Annotated in this window: 13 protein-coding genes; 5 read left to right on the top strand and 8 right to left on the bottom strand. The window is 72.7% G+C overall.

Going from position 1 to position 18,722, the window contains the following annotated elements:
• Positions 1–2 precede the first annotated feature (2 nt).
• Complete coding sequence (locus ACSIH6_RS08655) at positions 3–2,627, bottom strand: sensor histidine kinase (protein ID WP_435107697.1); 2,625 nt, start codon at positions 2,625–2,627, stop codon at positions 3–5.
• A 478-nt stretch (positions 2,628–3,105) separates the two neighbouring features.
• Between ACSIH6_RS08655 and ACSIH6_RS08650 the strand changes: the two genes are divergently transcribed.
• The gene (locus tag ACSIH6_RS08650; RefSeq protein ID WP_435107696.1) at positions 3,106–4,191 is read left to right on the top strand and encodes an antibiotic resistance protein VanZ; all 1,086 of its coding nucleotides are present in this window, start codon (positions 3,106–3,108) and stop codon (positions 4,189–4,191) included.
• On the opposite strand, the gene ACSIH6_RS08645 is transcribed toward ACSIH6_RS08650, so the two are convergent.
• From ACSIH6_RS08645 to ACSIH6_RS08630, 4 genes are read right to left on the bottom strand one after another with little or no spacing between them, the layout of a single operon-like run.
• Positions 4,188–4,583: a DUF3592 domain-containing protein gene (locus ACSIH6_RS08645; protein ID WP_435107695.1), complete on the bottom strand. Its 396-nt coding sequence runs from the start codon at positions 4,581–4,583 to the stop codon at positions 4,188–4,190. The two genes, ACSIH6_RS08650 and ACSIH6_RS08645, sit on opposite strands and share 4 nt — an antisense overlap.
• Positions 4,584–4,599: 16 nt before the next feature.
• Entirely contained in the window at positions 4,600–5,256 is a 657-nt protein-coding gene (locus tag ACSIH6_RS08640; protein ID WP_435107694.1) for a TetR/AcrR family transcriptional regulator, read from the bottom strand.
• A 59-nt stretch (positions 5,257–5,315) separates the two neighbouring features.
• A complete protein-coding gene (locus ACSIH6_RS08635; protein WP_435107693.1) occupies positions 5,316–7,424 on the bottom strand; it encodes a YhgE/Pip family protein in 2,109 nt (702 codons plus the stop codon).
• On the bottom strand, positions 7,411–8,304 hold the full coding sequence (locus ACSIH6_RS08630; RefSeq protein ID WP_435107692.1) for an ATP-binding cassette domain-containing protein: 894 nt from the start codon (positions 8,302–8,304) through the stop codon (positions 7,411–7,413). The genes ACSIH6_RS08635 and ACSIH6_RS08630 overlap by 14 nt, the downstream gene beginning before the upstream one ends.
• A gap of 199 nt (positions 8,305–8,503) precedes the next feature.
• Here ACSIH6_RS08630 and ACSIH6_RS08625 point away from each other — a divergent pair, with 199 nt between their 5' ends.
• Positions 8,504–9,280, top strand: a complete 777-nt coding sequence (locus tag ACSIH6_RS08625) for an endonuclease V (protein ID WP_435107691.1) — start codon at positions 8,504–8,506, stop codon at positions 9,278–9,280.
• 65 nt (positions 9,281–9,345) lie between these two features.
• Here ACSIH6_RS08625 and ACSIH6_RS08620 read toward each other — a convergent pair whose 3' ends face one another.
• Positions 9,346–10,785 carry a GuaB1 family IMP dehydrogenase-related protein gene (locus ACSIH6_RS08620; protein WP_435107690.1) on the bottom strand — a complete coding sequence of 480 codons (1,440 nt, stop codon included), beginning with the start codon at positions 10,783–10,785 and terminating at the stop codon, positions 9,346–9,348.
• A gap of 225 nt (positions 10,786–11,010) precedes the next feature.
• On the opposite strand from ACSIH6_RS08620, the gene ACSIH6_RS08615 reads away from it, so the two are divergent.
• A complete protein-coding gene (locus tag ACSIH6_RS08615; RefSeq protein ID WP_435107689.1) occupies positions 11,011–11,991 on the top strand; it encodes a CDP-alcohol phosphatidyltransferase family protein in 981 nt (326 codons plus the stop codon).
• A 48-nt stretch (positions 11,992–12,039) separates the two neighbouring features.
• Here ACSIH6_RS08615 and ACSIH6_RS08610 read toward each other — a convergent pair whose 3' ends face one another.
• Positions 12,040–13,176: an acyltransferase family protein gene (locus tag ACSIH6_RS08610; protein WP_435107688.1), complete on the bottom strand. Its 1,137-nt coding sequence runs from the start codon at positions 13,174–13,176 to the stop codon at positions 12,040–12,042.
• Positions 13,177–13,666: 490 nt separating this feature from the next.
• Between ACSIH6_RS08610 and ACSIH6_RS08605 the strand changes: the two genes are divergently transcribed.
• Together ACSIH6_RS08605 and ACSIH6_RS08600 are read left to right on the top strand one after the other, a co-directional pair.
• Positions 13,667–15,403, top strand: coding sequence for an amidohydrolase (locus ACSIH6_RS08605; protein WP_435107687.1), 1,737 nt, complete (start codon positions 13,667–13,669; stop codon positions 15,401–15,403).
• 6 nt (positions 15,404–15,409) lie between these two features.
• Positions 15,410–16,180, top strand: a complete 771-nt coding sequence (locus ACSIH6_RS08600) for a M48 family metallopeptidase (RefSeq protein ID WP_435107686.1) — start codon at positions 15,410–15,412, stop codon at positions 16,178–16,180.
• Positions 16,181–16,283: 103 nt separating this feature from the next.
• Here ACSIH6_RS08600 and ACSIH6_RS08595 read toward each other — a convergent pair whose 3' ends face one another.
• Positions 16,284–18,659 (bottom strand): elongation factor G-like protein EF-G2, encoded by a 2,376-nt coding sequence (locus ACSIH6_RS08595; RefSeq protein WP_435107685.1) that lies wholly within the window; start codon positions 18,657–18,659, stop codon positions 16,284–16,286.
• Between the last annotated feature and the right edge of the window lie 63 nt (positions 18,660–18,722).

The raw sequence follows: 18,722 nt of genomic DNA, 5'->3' as shown, positions 1-18,722 counted from the left end.
GGTTACGCGTCCTTGTCGGTGTCGTTGGTCTGCTGCTTGCCTTCGCGCCGTCCGCGGTCCGTACCCTTCTGGAACGCGGACATGTTCCGGCGCAGGCGCGCCAGACGCTCCTGGCCGTCCGGGGTCGCGTTCGGGGAGGACGCGCCGCCCGTCGCGGGACCGCTCCGGGTGTCGGCCACGGGGTCGGCGGCCAGCTGCGGAGCCAGGTTCTCCTGGGGCCGCCGCTTGGGCAGCGGCGGCCGTCCCCCTTCGACCATGACGGGCGATTCGGCCTCGGCGGGGGTGCCGGGGTCGGGGACCGCGCTGACGGTCGGGGTCCGGGTGGGCAGCGGCGTCCGGGTGGGCAGCGGGGGGCGGTCGCCGTCCGCGTCGAGGAGGTCCGTGCCGCCCTCCGGCGCGGTCCCGGCCACCGGGGTCTCGGCGGCCTCGGCGGCCTCGGCGGTCTCGGCGGTCACGGTGCCGTCCTCATCCCCCTGGCTCCCGACGGAGCCCGCGGAGTCCTCGTCCTCCCGGGCGGGAACCTCCTCCTTCGGCGCGGACACCGAGGTCAGCACGGGCTTGACGCGCCTGCCGGACGACAGTTCGCCGCCGGGCGTGCGGTCGAGGATCTCGCGCACGTCCCACACGTTCTCGCCGCTCTCGTCGGAGGACAGCGGGGAGCGGTCACCGGCGATCAGCTCGTGCGGCAGCAGGACGATGGCCTGCACGCCCCCGTACGGCGACGGGCGCAGGTGCACGCGGATGCCGTGGCGGTGGGCCAGGTGCGAGACCACGAACAGGCCGAGGCGCATCTTCTCGTTCAGGCGCATCACGTCGAACTCGGGCGGGCTGGCCAGCAGTGCGTTCGCCGAGGCGAACTCGCTCTCGGTCATGCCCAGGCCCCGGTCCTCGATCTCGACCGTCACGCCGTTGGGCACGTCCTCGCTGCTCAGGCGCACGTGCGTGTGCGGCGGCGAGAACATCGCGGCGTTGTCGACCAGCTCGGCGACCAGGTGGATGACGTCGGCCACGGCCGGGCCGTTGAGGTGGACGCGGGCGATCCGCTCCCGCTTGACGCGGGTGTAGTCGCCCGACTCGGAGATGGCGCCGCGCAGCACGTCGATCAGCGGCATGGGGCGGTGCCAGGTGCGGCCCGGTGCCTCGCCGCCCAGGATGAGCAGGTTCTCGGCGTTGCGGCGGGAGCGAGTGGCCAGGTGGTCGAGCTTGAACAGCTGGGCCAGCTGCTCGGGGTCCTCCTGCTCGCGCTCCATCCGGTCCAGCAGGCGCAGCTGGCGGTGGACCAGCGTCTGGCTGCGGTGCGCGATGTTGAGGAACACGCGGTTGACGCCCTGGCGCAGCTCGGTCTGCTGCACCGCCTCGTCGATGGCGGCGCGCTGGGCGGTGTTGAACGCCCTGGCGACGTCGCCGAGCTCGTCGTCGCTGGCGACCAGTTGGGGGACGGTCGTGCAGGTGTCCACCTGTTCACCCGCGTGCAGGCGGCGCATGAGGTCGGGCAGGCGGTGTTCGGCCATGTCGTTGGAGTCGTCGCGCAGGCGCAGCAGGCGCTCGGTGAGCACGTTGGAGGAGCGGCGGGCCAGCAGGAACGCGAACCCGATGACGGCGGCGACGCCGAGGCTGCCCGCCACGGCGACGACCAGGGCCTGGTTGGCCTCGGCGAGGGTGACGTCCGCGGCGTACAGGGCCTCGTCGGCGCCGATCGCGGTGAGCTCGGACAGGACGTGGTCGTAGGCCTCGTCCCACGTGGCGTAGTCCACCGGCATGGACAGGTCCTGGACCTCGCTGGGCACCAGGGTCACCGGGTCGGTGACCGTCTCGGTGGTCGCCTGGCGGTCGATGATCTCGTCCTGCATGCGCTGGAGGTCGGCGTACTCCTGGCTCGCCAGCAGGTTCTCCAGCCGGGCCTCCTGGCCCTCGCCCTCCAGGTAGTGGCCGTTGGCCGCGAGCATGCTCTCGTAGGAGCCGACCAGCTCGGTGAACCGGCGCTGGTCCTCCAGGGTCAGCTCGTCGGTGGCGAAGGCGCGGGCGACCTGGGCGTCGGACTGCGCGAACAGGTCGACCGCGCGGAACATGTAGGTCGCGGTGAAGCTCGGGCTGACCGCGTCGTTCCCGTCGCCGCCCGCGCGGGTCTGGCTGTCGAAGCTGTCGGCGCCGTGCAGGATCAGCTCGTTGTAGTAGTCCAGGACGTCGGCGCGGGAGGCCTCGCCCGCGTCGACCGCCGAGCGGATCGCGTCGATCTCGCCGTACTGCATGTGCAGCATCTCGATGTGGTGGCCGCTCTCGCCGGGGGCGATGTCGGCGAAGCCGATGAGCTCACCCACGACCGCGCCCAGGGAGCCGTCGGTGCTCTCGCGGGCCTCGGTCAGCTGGCCCTCGATCTCCGCGTTCTCCGGGTTCTCGATGTGGGCGATCGTGTGCGTCCGCTCCTGCATCACGTCCACGAGGCCGATCGCCGCCGGGGCGACCAGTTCGTTGGTGGCGTTGGCGCGGAGGCGCTGGATGACCGCGTCTCCGGCGAGGACCACGGTGAGGGCCAGCCAGAGCACCACCAGGGCGGTGGTGGGGATCATGACCATTGCGCGGATGCGGGAGGTGATGCTCCGACCGCGTCGCTTGGGTACTGCCTGCACGGTTCTCCTGTCGATCCGCGTCCGGGGTCTTCTGGGGATGGGGGCCGCGGCCGCCGGGGGAGTCGGCGCGTCCCGGTCCGCCTGTGCGCGGTCTCGTGTCCCGCGGGCTGCGTCCGCCGGGGGTTCTCGACACGGGACGTACCGCAGGGTAACCACAAACGCGGCATTTCGGCGTTGGGGATCGTATCTCGCCGGTGAAACGCTGAAATATCCGGGTGGTGGGGGCAGTCTGCCATGGGAGGCGAGAATGTCCACTTCTCGGGTGACTGGTAGGGGTGTTTCCTCCTGTGAAGCATTGTGACAATAGGGCAAAGGTCACATATGGCGGAGAGTATGGCAAGTCCTGCTCCGGGTGACCGACATCGCCCTCCCCGGACCCGGTCGCCGCAGCGCGATGTCCGCGTTCGGCACGCGCACCGGCGCCGCGCGTACTAGCGTTGCGTGCCGGAGAGGGTGCGCCGGGTGACGGGGGATGTGCATGGGCCAGACGCTGGGCGGGGGACCGGTCGCGGTGGAGGCCGCGGTCGTCGGAGTCCCGCTGCTGGTGGTCTGCGCGGCGGCGCTCTACCTGGGCCTACAGTACCGCCGCTACGGCCGTCCGCACGGCTGGCCGGGCCTGTGCACCGCGGCCGCCCTGGCCACCGCCGTCGGTCTGGCGGCGTACGCGGTCTGGCCGCTGCCCGCCTCCGTCGACGGCCTGTGCGTGGATCCCCTCGGCGACGGCCGGTCCGGCTCGGGGATCCTCCCCGCGCCCGGGCCGGAGGCGGGGCCCCTCGCCCTGTTCCTGGCGGTCGGACTGCTGGCCCGGCACCGCTTCCGCCGCGGCGCCGCGGTCACCGTGCTGACGGGGACGGCCCTGGCAGCTGCCGTGGTCGCCGTCCGCGCCACCGGCCTCCTGGGCCTGTACCCGTGCGCCTACGCCGAGGCTCCGCCCGGGCTCGTGGCCTGGGGCGCGGCCGCGACACTGCTCGGCTGGCTGCTCGCCCGGTGGGCACTCCCGCCCGGGTACGCCCGGGGCTGGCCCGCGGCCGTCGCGGACCGCGCCGCGCCCGGGCCGGTGCGCAGGCTCACCGGCGCCCTGCTCGACCTGGGCCTGTGGTGGTTCGGCGCGGCGGCCCTCGCCGCCCTGGCGCACGCGCTCGGCGCCACGGGACCGGGAACCGGGACGCGTACGGTCGCCCTGCTGTGCCTGGGCACGGCCCTGGCCGCGGTCCCCGCGCTGACGCGCCGCGACCGCGCCACCCCGGGGGCCGCCTCGGTGCGGCTGGCGCTGCGCGAACGCGGGTACCCGGCTCCGGCGGCCCGCTGGCGGGTCCTGACGCGCACCTGCCTGCTCCAGGGGCCCGTCGCCGTCCTTCTCGCCCTGGGCCTGCCCTGGTACGCGCTCGCCGTGGCCGCGGTGCACGTCAGCAGTGTTCTGGTCCGGCCCGACGGTGCGGGTGTGGCCGACCTGCTGTGCGGTGTGCGCGTGTGCACCCGCGCCACCCTGGACGGCGCCCTGCCCTCACGCCTGGTCCGCTACTCCGCCCCGCGCGGGGAGTCCGTGGCCGCGGTCGGGGGCTAACGCCAGGCCAGGTAACCCAGCAGCAGCCCCGTGAACACCAGGATCGCGCCCAGGCCGCCGAACAGCACCCGCACGTAGTGCGACAGCCAGGGCGCGGACACGATCCGGGCCCGCTCGGGCGCGTCGGGGTCGTAGGCGACGGTCACGATCTCCCCGGCGCGGGAGGCCGTCCACCCGGTGTTCTCGTGCTCGGCGTGCACCTCGTGCCCGTCCTCGGTGCGGAACTGCACGATCATCCGGGAGGCCGTGGAGGTCTCGTGGTAGCCGATCACGCGTGCCTTGGCGCGCATCCCGTGCCGGCGCAGCCGCAGTTCCAGACGCGTGTCACGCGTCACGGCCCAGAGCATGACCACCCCAGCCAGGAGCGGGATCAGGGGATAGAGGGTGGCCATCGCGCAGTACGTCCTCTCATGTGTCCGGGGTGCTCGTCCGGTCGGGGGAGCCGACGGGGCCGACCAGGCCGCCGACCATGCGGGCCAGCGCCGTGTGGACCTCCTCGACGGGGCGCTCGGGCTGGAGCGTACGCCAGTCCAGGGCCACCGTCACCACCATGCCGAACAGGGCGGACCCCGCGAGGCCGGTGTCCAGGTCCGGCCGCAGCGTCCCCTCCGCGGCCAGGTCGTCCAGCAGGCCGGTGATGACCCCGATCGCCTCGGTGCGGATCTGGAGGACCGTGGCGTACCAGGCCCGGTTGGTCCGCCAGGCCTCCGCCATGAGCAGGCGGGCCAGGGACTCGTGCTCGCCGATGAACACCACTCCGGCGCGCAGCACGGCGGCGAGCGCCTCGCGGGGGGCGGTACCGGCCCCGGGAGGGGGCGCCGCGTCCTTGAGCGTGTCGGCCAGCCGGGTCACGCCCCACTCCATCAGGGCCGCGTACAGCTCGCTCTTGCCGCCGAAGTTGTAGTAGACGGTGCCCTTGGCCACCCCGGCGCGCTCGGCGATCTCGTCCACGGTCGTGGCGCCGTACCCCTGCTCGGAGATCAGCGTGACCGCGGCCTCGAACAGGCGCCGCCGGGTGGCCTCGCGGCGGCCGCTCACGGGGTGGTCGGGCGTGCTCGCACTCATCCGGTCCATTCTCGCCCATACTCGTACAGGTCGCGCCATGTCCGCCGCCCCGGCACACGTCACAGCTTCAGCGTCGGGTGGAGCGCGCCCATCGTCCACACGCGCTTGCGTTCCACGGTCCACCACGTGAGCAGCAGCGGCACCACCAGCCACAGTGCCATCACCCCGAACGCAGCCAGGACCAGGTCCGGATCGCCGCCGCCGATCATGTGGCGCAGCGCGGTCACGCCCCAGTGCAGCGGCAGGAACGGCCCCACGGCCTGGAAGAAGGCCGGGCTGGTCTCGATCGGGTACGTCCCGCCCGCCGAGGTCAGCTGGAGCACCAGCAGCGCCAGCGCCACCACCCGCCCCGCCGCGCCGAAGGCCACGTTCAGGTACTGCACCGTCGCGGCGAACGCGGCGGCGGTCAGCACCAGGAACGCGATCAGCAGCGGCCAGTTCCCCGCCTCCAGTCCCAGCAGCAGGTGCAGGGCGACCATCATGACCAGCACCTGGCCGACGCCGAGCACGAGCGGGGCGATCCGCCCGGCGAGCGCCACCCGCCAGGAGGGGGCTGAGGAGGCCAGGGCCCGCGAGGACAGCGCGGGCAGCACCATGAACACCACCATCGCGCCCACCCACAGCGACAACGGCACGAAGAACGGCGTGAACCCGGTCCCGTAGTCGGGCGCCTCGTGGGAGACGGCGCTGTCCAGCCGCACCGGACGGCTCATCGTCGAGGACGCGTCGTCGCGCCCCTGCTCGGAGTAGGTGGGGACCTGCTCCACGCCCTCGTCGAGCCCCTCGGCGAGCTCGTCGGATCCCGAGGCCAGCTCCTCCAGGCCCGAGTGCAGCTCGTCGGCGCCGCCGCTGAGCTCGCCCAACCCCTCGTCGAGGTCCCCCGCGCCGTCGGCGGACTCCGCCAGTCCGTCGCGCAGCCGCGCGGACCCCTCGGCCAGCTCGGCCAGGCCCTCGTCGAGTTCGTCGGCCCGGTCCCGGGCGTCCTCCGCCCTCTCCACCATGGCGGGCAGGTCCTCCGAGAGCGCGGCGGCCTCCGCGCTCAGCGCTGCGGCGTCCTCGGCGGTCGCGGTGATCGCGTCGCGGTTGTCCTCGACGAACCCGGCCGCCGACTGAGCGACATTCAGGGTCTCCTGGAGGTCGCACAGCAGGGTGTACAGGTCGGGGTCCGCGGTCTCCAGCTCGGGGTGTTCCTCCAGGTAGGACGCCAGGCGCCCGTCCACCTCCTCCAGGGTCGCGGTGTCGACCTCCGGCAGCTCCTCCAGGGCCGCGGACAGGGTTCCGGCCACCTCGGCGGCGTTCTCGGCGTGCTCCTGGAGGGAGGGGATGTCCTCCTCCAGCTGGGGGAGCCACTCGTCGGCCAGCGCGTCGAGCTTCTCCACCTGGGCCGAGACCTCCTCGGAGGTGGTCGCGGCGCCGCTGGCCAGCTCCTGCGAACCGGCGTACAGCTGGTCGAGGCCGCCGCTGAGCTCCCCGGCGCCCGCGTGCGCCTCGCCGACGCCCCCGGACAGTTCGGAGGAGCCCCCCTCCGCCTCGTCCGCGCCGCCGGAGAGCTCGTCGGCCCCTTCGGCGGCCTCCTCGGTCCTGTCGTGGATCTCGTTGAACCCGAGGAAGATCTGGTCCAGGTAGCCGTTGATCGCCGACGCCGCGGCGGCCTCCTGGATCTCCCGGAACGCGCTTCCGGCCAGTTGGCGGACGATGAAGCTGTTGGAGTCGTTGTAGTGCGCCTCCAGGGTCGCGGGTGAGGGGGACTCCCGGTCGCGGGAGGGTGAGGTCAGGTCGGCGCTGAAGTCGGAGGGGATGGTCAGGGAGACGTAGTAGGTGCCGTCGGCGACACCGCGCGCGGCCTCCCGGGCGTCCACCGGGTGCCAGTCCAGGTCCCCACGCTCCAGGAGGGTGTCGGTGAGCTCGCCCCCGGCGTCGACCTCGCGGTCCCCGACCTCGACCGGTTCGTCCTCGTTGACGAGGGCGACCGGCAGGCGCTCCATCCTGCCGAAGGGGTCCCAGAACGACCACAGGTACATCCCCGAGTACAGCAGGGGGATGAGCAGGAGGGCGGCCAGCGCGGCGGCGGGCAGCGGCGAGCGCAGGAAGGAGCGTACGGTCAGCAGCCCGAGCCGGGGCACTGCGAGGGGGCGCACGAGCGGGCGCGAACGCCTACGCCCGGCCACGGTCCCCGCCCTCCTCCCGGCCGCCGCGCAGGATGTCCAGGCCGACGTGGCGGCGGTGCCGCCCGCGGCGACCGCCGGTCCCCGGAGCCGCGGCGGACGCGCCGCCGGTGCCGCGGTTCTCCGAAGCGCCCGCGCCGCCGGGTGCGTCCGCGCTTCCGGTGCCGGTTCCGGCGGCGGACGGGCCCCCGTCAGCGGCCTCGGAGCCGGACGGGTGTCCCGCGTCCTGGCGCAGCGGGATCGGCCCCTGGGTGTCCGGCCCGGCGACCTCGGCCAGCTCGTCGGAGTCGGCGCAGGTGGCGACCACCGTCAGTCCGTCGTCCGACAGCCCCTTGAGGGTGCGCCACAGGTCGGCCTGGTGTCCGGGGTCCAGGCCGCCGTCGACGTCGTCGACGGCCAGCAGCCGGGGTTCGGCCAGCAGGGCCAGGGCCAGCCCGAGGCGGCGCCGTTCGAGCATGGACAGCTCCCGCACCAGCGACCGGCGGTCGAGCCCGCCCAGCCCCGCGGCCTCCATGGCCTCGTCGGCCAGGCTCCGCGCGGCGGGGCGCATGCGCAGCAGCAGCCCCTCGGACAGGTGCTCGCGGACCCGCAACCGCTCGTCCAGGGGGTTGACCTCGTCCATCAGCCCGAGCGAGCTGATCCGGCGGACCCGGTGCGCGTGCCGGGGCAGGGCGTGGCCGTCCACGTACAGCGTCCCCTCCGAGGGGCGCATCCGGCCGGTCAGGGTGAGCAGCAGGGCGCTGCGCCCGCCTCCCGAGTCGGCCCGGAAGACGGTGAGCGTGCCCGGCCGGGCCGTGAATCCCACCCCCGTGTACACGGGGCCCTCCCGGGTGGCGAGCCCGACGCCCTCGGCCTGTACACGAGCTCCGGTTGCCCGACGCATCCCTCGTCTCCTCCGGTTTTTGAACTGACCAGTCAGTGCAAAACTGCGGAAACCACCGTACAGCGCCCATACGCCTCCTCCGGGTACCGGGAGCTGTGGAGTGTCGCACAGCGCATCCGCCCGCTCCCGGGCACCGCGCCCGGCTGGGTAATGGGATTGGATGGAGGGCGCGTACCACCGAACGAACGGGAGGATCGGGATGTCGGAGATCTCCGAGCGGGTCGCGAGGGTCCTGGACGACCCGGAGAACTGGCCCCGCGACCCCAAGGAGGCCGTCGCGCTCCAGCGCAGGCTCGCCGACCGGGTCCGCGTGGAGCCGCTGGACGTGGACGCGGTGCGGCTGGTGGCCGGACTGGACGTCAGCTACGCCACGGACAACACGGCGCTCTCCGCGGCGGCCGTGGTCATGGACGTGCGGACCCTGGAGGTGGTCGAGTCCGTCGCCATCTCCTCCGAGCCGTCCTTCCCCTACATCTCGGGGCTGTTCGGGTTCCGCGAGTCCCCGCCGGTCCTGGAGGCGCTGGGGCAGCTCAAGGTGACCCCGGACGTGTACCTGTGCGACGGCTTCGGCCTGGCGCACCCCCGCCGCTTCGGGGTCGCCTGCCACCTGGGGGTGCTCCTGGACCTGCCGGTGGTGGGATCGGCCAAGTCGGTGCTGTTCGGCAGGCACAGCGTGCCCGGTGAGGAGCGGGGGTCGTGGACGCCCATGGTGGCCGGGCGCTCGGAGGTGGTCCCCGACTCCTTCGCACTGGCCGACCAGGGCAAGGAGGTCCTGGGGCGCGTGCTGCGCACCCGCGCGGGGGTCAAGCCCGTCTACGTGTCCGTCGGCCACCGGGTGGACCTGGACGGCGCGGCCGAGCTGGTGCTGCGGCTCTCACCCAAGTACCGCGTGCCCGAGCCGGTCCGGCACGCCGACAAGCTCTGCGGCGAGTACCGCAAGGCGGTGCTCGCCGCGAAGGAGGGCAGGGCCGACTGACCCGGCCGAGGGGTTCCCGGCGCCCGGGGCCCCGGCCGAGCCCGTGAGGGCGCGGAAACACCGCCCTACCAGCTGGTGGGGACCGGGCGCCCCTCGTTGTACCCGGCGGCGCTCTGCACGCCCACCACGGCGCGCTCGTGGAACTCCGCCAGCGAGGAGGCGCCCGCGTAGGTCATCGAGCTGCGCACACCGGCGACGATCTGGTCGATCAGGTCCTCCACGCCGGGGCGCTCCCGGTCCAGGTACATGCGGCCCGTGGAGATGCCCTCCTCGAACAACGCCTTGCGGGCCCGCTCGAACGGGGAGTCCTCGGCGGTGCGCAGCCGGACCGCGCGGGCCGACGCCATGCCGAAGCTCTCCTTGTACTGCCTGCCCTCGGCGTCGCGCATGACGTCGCCCGGCGACTCGTAGGTGCCCGCGAACCACGAGCCCACCATCACGTTGGACGCGCCCGCGGCCAGGGCGAGGGCCACGTCGCGCGGGTGGCGCACGCCGCCGTCCGCCCACACGTGCCCGCCCAGCTCGCGTGCGGCCTCGGCGCACTCCAGCACGGCGGAGAACTGGGGGCGGCCCACGGCGGTCATCATGCGGGTCGTGCACATCGCGCCCGGGCCCACACCGACCTTGACGATGTCGGCGCCCGCCTCGATCAGCTCGCGCGTGCCCTGGGCGGTGACGATGTTGCCCGCCACGATCGGCACCCGCGGCGACAGCGCGCGCACCTTGGAGACCGCGGTCAGCATCTTCTCCTGGTGGCCGTGCGCGGTGTCGATGACCAGGGTGTCCACCCCGGCCTCCAGCAGCTCGGCGGCCTTGCCCGTCACGTCGCCGTTGATGCCGACGGCGGCGGCCACGCGCAGACGGTCGTCCGCGTCCACGGCGGGTGTGTACAGGGTGGAGCGCAGCGCGCCCGTGCGGGTCAGCACGCCCACCAGTGCGCCGTCCCCGTCCACGACCGGGGCCAGACGGTGGCGGAAGTCGTGCAGCATCCCGAACGCCTCGCGCGGCTCGGTACCCGCCGGGATGGTCATCAGCTCGGCGGACATCACGTCGCGCAGCTGCGCGAAGCGGTCCGTGCCGACGCAGTCGGCCTCGGTGACCACGCCGACGGGCCTACGGTCCCCGTCCACCACGATCACGGCGTTGTGCGCGCGCTTGGGCAGCAGGTTGAGCGCCTCGCCCACGGTGCTGGACGGGTTGAGCGTGATGGCGGTGTCGTAGACCAGGTGCCGCTTCTTGGTCCAGGAGACGACGTCGGAGACCACCTCGAAGGGGATGTCCTGGGGGATGACCGCGACACCGCCGCGCCTGGCGACGGTCTCGGCCATCCTGCGCCCGGCGACCGCGGTCATGTTCGCCACGACCAGCGGGATCGTGGTGCCGGTGCCGTCCGGCGACGACAGGTCCACGCTGAGCCGGGAGCCCACGGAGCTCCGGTTGGGGACCATGAACACGTCGCTGTAGGTCAGGTCCTGCTGGGGTGCCTGGTCGTTCAGAAAACGCAATGCCTCTACCTCGGTCGAGACCGAAGGGGGTGGACCATCCGCCGCATGCCGCGCGCGGCCGCCTGTTGATCCCCCTCTTACCGGTCAAGTATGCCGTCACGAATTAGGTCGGTCGACCCCCGATCTGGCATGATGACCCGGATCCCCGCCGACACAGCCTCTCCCCGCCCCCGTCAGCGCGTCGTCGAGCGCCGGGGCCCGGGTGGGCGTTCCTGGAGAGCCCGCATGCCGCGTTTCACTTTCGCGCAAGTCAAGGAAGAGACCTACAAGGCGAAGGACGCCTGGTGGACGGTCTTCCTGGTGGACCCTTTGGCCGGGCGCCTCGTCGTCTGGACCGCGAACCGCACCAACGTCACGCCCAACCAGCTGACGCTGGGAGCGGGGGTCTTCGGCCTGCTCTCCATGCTGTGCTTCGTCGCACCGGTCCTCGTGCCGGGGGGCGAGAACACCACCCCCGCCCAAGCCCCCTCGGAGAGCTGGAACTGGGCGTGGCTGCTGGCGGGCGGACTGCTCTTCCACCTCAGCTTCGTGCTGGACTGCATGGACGGCAAGATCGCCCGGCTCAAGGGCACCGGCACGGTCTTCGGCAGCTGGGTGGACTTCGTCTTCGACCGTATCCGCTTCTTCGGCTGCGTGATGGCGCTGCTGATCGGCCAGTGGCTGCTCACCGGACACGAGGTCTACCTGATCGCGGCGCCGGTGGTGGTCTTCTTCGACCTGCTGCGCTACCTCAACGGCCCCCAGGTCGCCAAGACCCGCCGGACCATGAACGCGACCCTCGCCGAGCTGACCGGTGACACCGACCGGCTGGCCGCCGCCCAGCGCGAAGCCGACCCCGAGGACGAGGACATGGGGGAGGTCCCCGCCCGGCCGGGTGCCCCCGCCCCGACCGGCCTCTACCCGCGCGTGCGCGACCGGCTCCTGCGCCACCGGGTGCGCCCGCACCTGTTCAGCGGCATCGAGTTCGAGATGTTCCTGTGCGTGGTGGCTCCGGCGACCGCGCTGGTCTCCCTCTTCACCCCGCTGAACAGCCTGATCATCCCGGTCGCGGTGTTCTCCGTCCTGGCGCTGGCCTTCTTCGAGCTGGTCCTGGTGCTGCGGCTGTGGAAGGACACGAGCAGGTTCGAGGTGCGCCGCCGCCAGCTGCTGGCCTCGGGCGCCGTCCCCAGTGCCGCCGCGGCCCCGGACACGACCGGCGGGAGCTGAAGCCCGCCCTCCGGCCGCGGGAACGCCACCCCTCGCGCGGGACCCGGGTCAGACCCCGGCCCTCTCCTTCCCGTTCCCGCGCGCGCCGCCGTCGCCGTTCCCGGTGCCGCTCGGCGCGCGCAGCGCGGAGTCCTCGCGCAGGAACCACGTCAGCTGCGGTTCCACCGCCCAGCGCATGCCCGCGCGCACCCACGGGGTGCACAGCAGCAGCGTCAGGGCCACGGCCAGCAGGATCGTGACGATCATCTCCGTGGGCCCGGACATGAGGCGGTACCAGGGCGACGCCTGCAACAGGACGATCACCACCGAGTGCCCCAGGTACACGTACAGGGTGTAGGCGCCCAGGGACGTGAACCACGTGCGCTGCTTGGGCATCAGGGCCAGGACCGCGAAGGTCATCACCAGCGCGAGGGCCATGAAGCCGATCCGCACGCCCAGGCTGGGCAGGATCGGGTCGATGTCGCGGTCCGTGAGGCTGTTGGTCCAGAAGAGCCAGGAGCGGCTCATCTGCTCGGAGATGGGCACGGCCAGCGCCGCCGTGATCCCCAGCACCAGCACGGACGCGATCCGCACCCAGAGCCGGTCCAGGTAGGCGAAGTGCTCCCGGCGCAGGCTCAGGCCCAGGACGAAGAACGGCAGGAAGCTCACCACGCGGCCCAGGGAGAGCGTCTCCCCGAGGCTCGCCGTGGCTCCGAACACCGAGATGAGCACCGCGATCAGCACGGGCCAGCGCAGCCGCTTCCAGACCGGCACGCTCAGGCGCCACACGAACAGGGCGACCAGGAACCACAGGGCGTAGGTCGGCTGGAGCACCGACATGGAGTCGGGCAGGCCGCCGCGGTCCACGGTGTAGATGGACTGGTGGATGGTCCAGAAGATCAGGTAGGGCACCGCGAGCGACACGACCAGCTTCTCCACGCGGTTCGACGAGGCGTCGAAGGACCGCGAGAGGTAGCCGCTGATCATGATGAACGCGGGCATGTGGAAGAAGTAGATCCAGTAGTAGAGGGCACTGGCGGGCCCGTACTCGTGCAGTGGACCGATCGCGTGGCCGACGACGACCAGGGCGATCAGGACGAACTTGGCATTGTCCAGACGGGCGTCACGGTCTGGGCCCGGGGCCGCCGTGGTGGGGGCGACCGCGCCGTGCCCCGGTTCCTGACGCTGGGATGCCGGACTGGTCATGGATGAGGCCACGAGTGGACTCCGAGATCATCTGTTTCTGGGACGTGTGTGCTCTCTTCCGGCCGTGCACACGGCCCGTGGGCCGACCGTGGGGCCGGAACGCGGGTGGCGCGGTGCCGCGTGGGGCGCGAGGGGGACACCGTAAGGTCGGATGAACGAACATGTGCTGCGTTACCTTACTGTGATGTAGCAAAGTATGCCAGCGATTCTCCGGAGATCGGTGGAAAGTCGCCGGAGTCCTGCCTCGGTTGAGGTGAGGTTGGGGCCCGTGAAACATGTGTGGCACGAGCGGCTCGACGGGGGGTAGCTTTCCGTGTGCAGACACTAACTCATCCGCGCCACCGTCTTCCACAGAGGGTGACAGGTCTGGTCCGCTCCGGACCCGAACGGTGGAGGTCACGCGGCTGACTGTGTGGCCGTGGCGGGCGCGCCGCTAGGCTGCTCTCGTCAGACGGGCGGTTCCGACCCGGTCGAGATACGGAAGAAGGCGGTGGAAGCCGTGCCGCACGCGGTGGACCCCAATCGTGCCGCTCAGCACGGGAACGTGGTCATGCGACTCCTCGACGAGCTCTTCCCGCTCGTGGAGGGGTTCTACGTCGACCTGCACAAGAACCCCGAGCTCTCCCATGCCGAGCACCGCACCGCCAGCGGTGTCGCCGAGTGGCTCACCCGGACCGGTTACGAGGTCCACAAGGGCGTCGGGGGGACCGGCGTGGTCGGCATCCTGCGCAACGGACCGGGCCCCACGGTGATGCTGCGCGCCGACATGGACGCGCTCCCGCTGGAGGAGAGGACTGGGCTGCCCTACGCCAGCACCGCCCGCGCCGCCAACGACGAGGGCGCCGAGGTCCCCGTCATGCACGCCTGCGGGCACGACGCCCACACCGCCTGCCTGGTGGGAGCCGCCGACCTGCTCTCGGAGACCCGCGACGAGTGGGCCGGGACCGTGATGATCGTCGCCCAGCCGGGCGAGGAGACCCTCGACGGGGCGCAGGCCATGCTGGAGGACGGGCTGTTCGACCGGTTCGGCCGCCCCGACGTCATCCTCGGCCAGCACCTGGGCCCGCAGCCCGCCGGACTGATCTCCCACCGCGCCGGGGTCATCCTCGGCGCCTCCAACTCCTACCGCGTGCGCGTGTACGGGGAGGGGGGCCACGCCTCCCAGCCGAACACGACCGTGGACCCGGTGCTCATCGCCGCGAGCATCGTCACCCGCCTCCAGGGTGTGGTCTCCCGCGAGGTCAGCCCGAGCGAGATGGCGGTGCTCACCGTCGGCAGGATCCAGGCGGGGACGAAGGCCAACATCATCCCCGACGAGGCCTACCTGGAGATCAACACCCGGGCCCTCAACGACAACGTGTCCGCCCAGCTGGAAGAGGCCATCGAGCGGATCGTGCGCGCCGAGGCCGCCGCCTCCGGAGCCGCCCGCGAACCCGAGATCGAGCGCTTCCAGGGCGCGGGGGTCACCCGCAACGACCCCCAGAGCACCGCCGACGTGGCCGCCGCGCACCACGCCTACTTCGGCGACGAGTACGTCATCCACCTGCCCGACCCGTTCCCGGCGACCGAGGACTTCAGCTACTTCGGCCTGCCCGGCGACCCGCAGCCGATCCCGTACGTGTTCTGGTTCGTCGGCGCCACCCCCCACGACGTGTGGGAGGCCGCTCCCGGCGACACCCCGTACGAGAAGATGGGCAACGTCCCCAGCACCCACTCACCGTTCTTCGCGCCCGCCCGGGAACCCACCCTGCGCGCCGGGCTCGCCGCGATCACCGTGGCCGCGCTGTCCTACCTGGGCGACGACAGCCCGAAGGCGGCGACCGAGGACACGCCCAACGACGCCTACGACAGCGCCTACCTCGCCTCCTCCTGGCCCGCGCCGGACGAGGAGCGGGTCCAGTCCTCCTGGCCCGCGCCGGGCGAGGAGCGGGTCCAGACCTCCTGGCCCGCGCCGGGCGAGGAGCGGGCCCAGTCCTCCTGGCCCGCGCCGGACGAGGACCGGGCCAAGTCCACCTACGACGCCGACATGGACGCCGTGATGGAGGCCCAGGACGAGGAGCACCGGCAGGAGTGGCGCGACGGCAAGACCGAGGAGTCCACGCTGTCCGCGGACATGGCCGCGCTGCTGGAGGACGACGACCGGCCGCGTCCACCGTCCGGCCCCTCCTACGGGGGCCCGCCCCCGCCCCCCGACGACGACCGGCCCGACTCCGAGTACCGCATCTGACCACGGATGGGGGAACGCCGGCTGCGCCATCCCCGGGAGATCCCCCTTCTGGTCGTGTGCGTGGGGGTGACCGTGCTCGCCGTCGTGGGCGCGGTCAGCCGCGCCTACTCGGGGGAGCCCAACGAGCCGCTGCTCCTGCTGAGCATCCCCGCGCTCGTGTACTTCGTGCGCGGACAGCTGTACGCGCGCCAGCGGGTCAACGGGGTGCGCATCACCGAGCGCCAGTTCCCCGAGGCGTACCGGATGGTCGCCGAGGCCGCAGCCGCGTTCCGCATGCGGCGGGTGCCCGAGGCCTACGTCGTGCTGGGCAACGGCGAGCTCAACGCGTTCGCCTCCGGGCACGGCTTCCGACGCTACGTGGCCGTGACCAGTGACCTGTTCGAGGTGGGCGACCGGCTGGCCGACGCCGACACGCTGCGGTTCGTGATCGGCCACGAGATCGGCCACATCGCCGCCGGTCACACCTCGTTCTGGCGTCAGTTCGGGATCTCGGTGGCCAACGTGATCCCCGGCGTGGGCACCAGCCTGAGCCGCGCGCAGGAGTACACCGCGGACAACCACGCCCACGCGTTCTGCCCCGAGGGCATGCAGGGGCTGCGGGTGCTCGCCGCGGGCAAGTACCTGTACCCGGCCGTGGACTTCCACGACATCGCCGACCGCGCCCGCACCGACACGGGCTTCTTCGTGCTGCTGGTCAACCTCCTGTCCAGCCACCCCGTGAACACGTTCCGCTTCGCCGCCCTGGCCGACCGGACCAGACCGGGAAGGGTCTTCTAGGAGGGCAAGCGGTCCGCCCGGGTCGAGGCGGGGCACGGGCCGACGCACGACCCCGGGGACGGGGCTGGGAGCGTTCTCCCTTCCCCCTCCCCCTCCTCTGGCCCTATCCTCCCTTGCCCCGACCCGCCAGTCGCGCCGCGGCCTGCGCGGGCAGCGGCTCGTGCCGCACGTACTCCCGGCTGAACACCCCCGTGCCGTGCGAGATCGACCGCAGCTCCACCGCGTACCGGGTGATCTCCAACTCCGGCACCTCCGCGCGCACCACCGCCCGGCCGCCTTCCGCCGCCTCGGTCCCCACCACCCGTCCGCGCCTGGCCGACAGATCGCTCAACACCGCGCCCAGATAGGCGTCGTCCACCTCCACGGACACCTCGTCCACCGGTTCCAGCACCGCCAACCGTGCCGCGGCCGCCGCGTCCCTGAGCGCCAGGCGCCCCGCCTTCTGGAAGGCCATGTCCGAGGAGTCCACCGAGTGCGCCTTGCCGTCGTAGAGCGTCACCCGGATGTCCACCAGCGGGTACCCCGTTCCCGCACCCGACCCGGGCCCCGCGCCGTCTCCCGACCCCGACCCCGCGCCACCCCTCACACCGGCCCCCGTCCCGACGCCGTCCGCCATCTGCGCACGCACGCCCTTCTCCACGGACGGCACGAACTGGCGGGGCACCACCCCGCCCACGATCTCGTCGACGAACTCCAGACCCGAGCCCGACTCCAGCGGCTCCACGCGGATCCGGCAGACACCGAACTCCCCGTGCCCGCCGCTCTGCTTCACGTTCCTCCCCGTGCCCTGTGCCGGAACGGCGAAGGTCTCCCGCAGCGGCACGCGCACCTCCCCGGTTTCGACCCGCACCCCGTGCCGGTGCTCCAACCGGTCCAAGGCGGCGTCCAGGTGCGCCTCGCCCAGGCTCCACAGCACCATCTGGTGGGTCTCGGCGTTCACCTCCACCCGCAGCGACGGGTCCTCCGCCACCAGCCGGGCCACCGCCTGCGACAGCTTGTCCTCGTCCCCCGAGGACGCCGCGCTCACCGCCACCGGCAACAGCGGCCGGGGGAAGCGCCACGGCGCCACGCGCAGCGGGCGCTCCGGCTCGGAGAGGGTGTCGCCGGTGCGGGCGTCGGGCAGCTTCGCCACCAGGCACAGGTCTCCGGCGACCACCTGGCCCACCGGCCGGTTCTCGCGGCCGAGCGGCACGGACAGAGCCCCGGTGCGCTCGTCGTTGCCGGTCCGGTCCAGCTCGTCCTGGCCGTTCAGTCCGCACGGGACCCCGTGGCCGTGCAGGTGGACACGGGTGTCGGGGCTCAGGGTCCCCGAGAAGACGCGCAGCAGGCTCACCCGCCCCACGTACGGGTCCCCGGCGGTGCTGAGGACCTCCGCGACGAGGGGGCCGTCCGGATCACAGGACAGCCCCGCCACCGGCTCGCCCTCCGGAGTGAACACCTCGGGAAACGGGCGCCGGGTCGGATCCGGGCACGAGAGCGGCAGCTCACGCAGCAGCTCGCGCACGCCCACCCCGGTCGTGGTGCTGATCGCCAGGACGGGATGGAAGCCGCCCGCGGCGACCGCCTTCTTGAGGTCGTCGACGAGCAGGTCGGGGTCGAGCTCGCCGCCCTCCATGTAGCGCTCCATGAGGGCCTCGTCCTCGCTCTCGGTGATGACCTCCTCGATGAGGGTCTCCCGGAGCGGGCCCGCCGCCTCGCGCAGCCAGTCCGGCACCGGACGCGCCGAGGGGACGGACGCGGGCTCGCCCCCTCCGGCGCGGCCGGAGCGCTGGGGGCGCTCGGGTCGCGCCGAGCGCTGGGAACCGCCAGCGTCAGCGGACCTGTCAGACCTGCCGGAGTTGTCAGAGCCGTCAGGGCACCCGGAGTAGTCGTAGTACCGCTCGGAGACCAGCCCCCACACACCGACCACGCGGCGGTCGTCCCCCGTGCCCTCCACCGCGGGGACGTAGGCGGGGTGGACGCCCGTACCGAAGGCCTCCTGGCACTGGGCGACCACCTCGTCGTAGTCCGCGCGCGGGTGGTCGATCCTGGTGACGGCCACCGCTCGGGGCATGCCGACGGCGGCGCACTCCTCCCACAGCACGCGGGTGCGGCCGTCCACGCCGTCCAGGGCGGACACGACGAACAGGGCGGCGTCGGCCCCGCGCAGCCCGGCGCGCATCGCCCCGATGAAATCCGCGTATCCGGGCGTGTCCAGCAGGTTGACCTTGACGTCGCCGACCATGACCGGGTTGACGGTGAGGTTGACCGACCGCCCCTGCCGGATCTCGACCCCGTCGTGGTCGCTGACGGTCGTGCCCTCCTCGACGCTGCCGGGGCGGCCGATCTCCCCGGCGGCGGCGAGCAGCGCCTCGACCAGGCTCGTCTTACCGGCGCCGGACGGTCCGACCAGCGCGACGTTGCGGATGTTCCGGGGCCCGTCGGCCCTCGGCACGGCTCCGGCTGAGGCTCCGGTTCCGTTGACGTTGCGATCTGCCATCCCTGCTACCCAGCCCTTCGGGGTCCGAGCGGTGGCCGCACGGAACGGGCAGCCCGTCCACGG

It is taken from the genome of Nocardiopsis synnemataformans (assembly GCF_965343085.1).
Taxonomy (GTDB): domain Bacteria; phylum Actinomycetota; class Actinomycetes; order Streptosporangiales; family Streptosporangiaceae; genus Nocardiopsis; species Nocardiopsis alborubida.
This window is presented reverse-complemented; position numbering and strand designations above follow the sequence as displayed.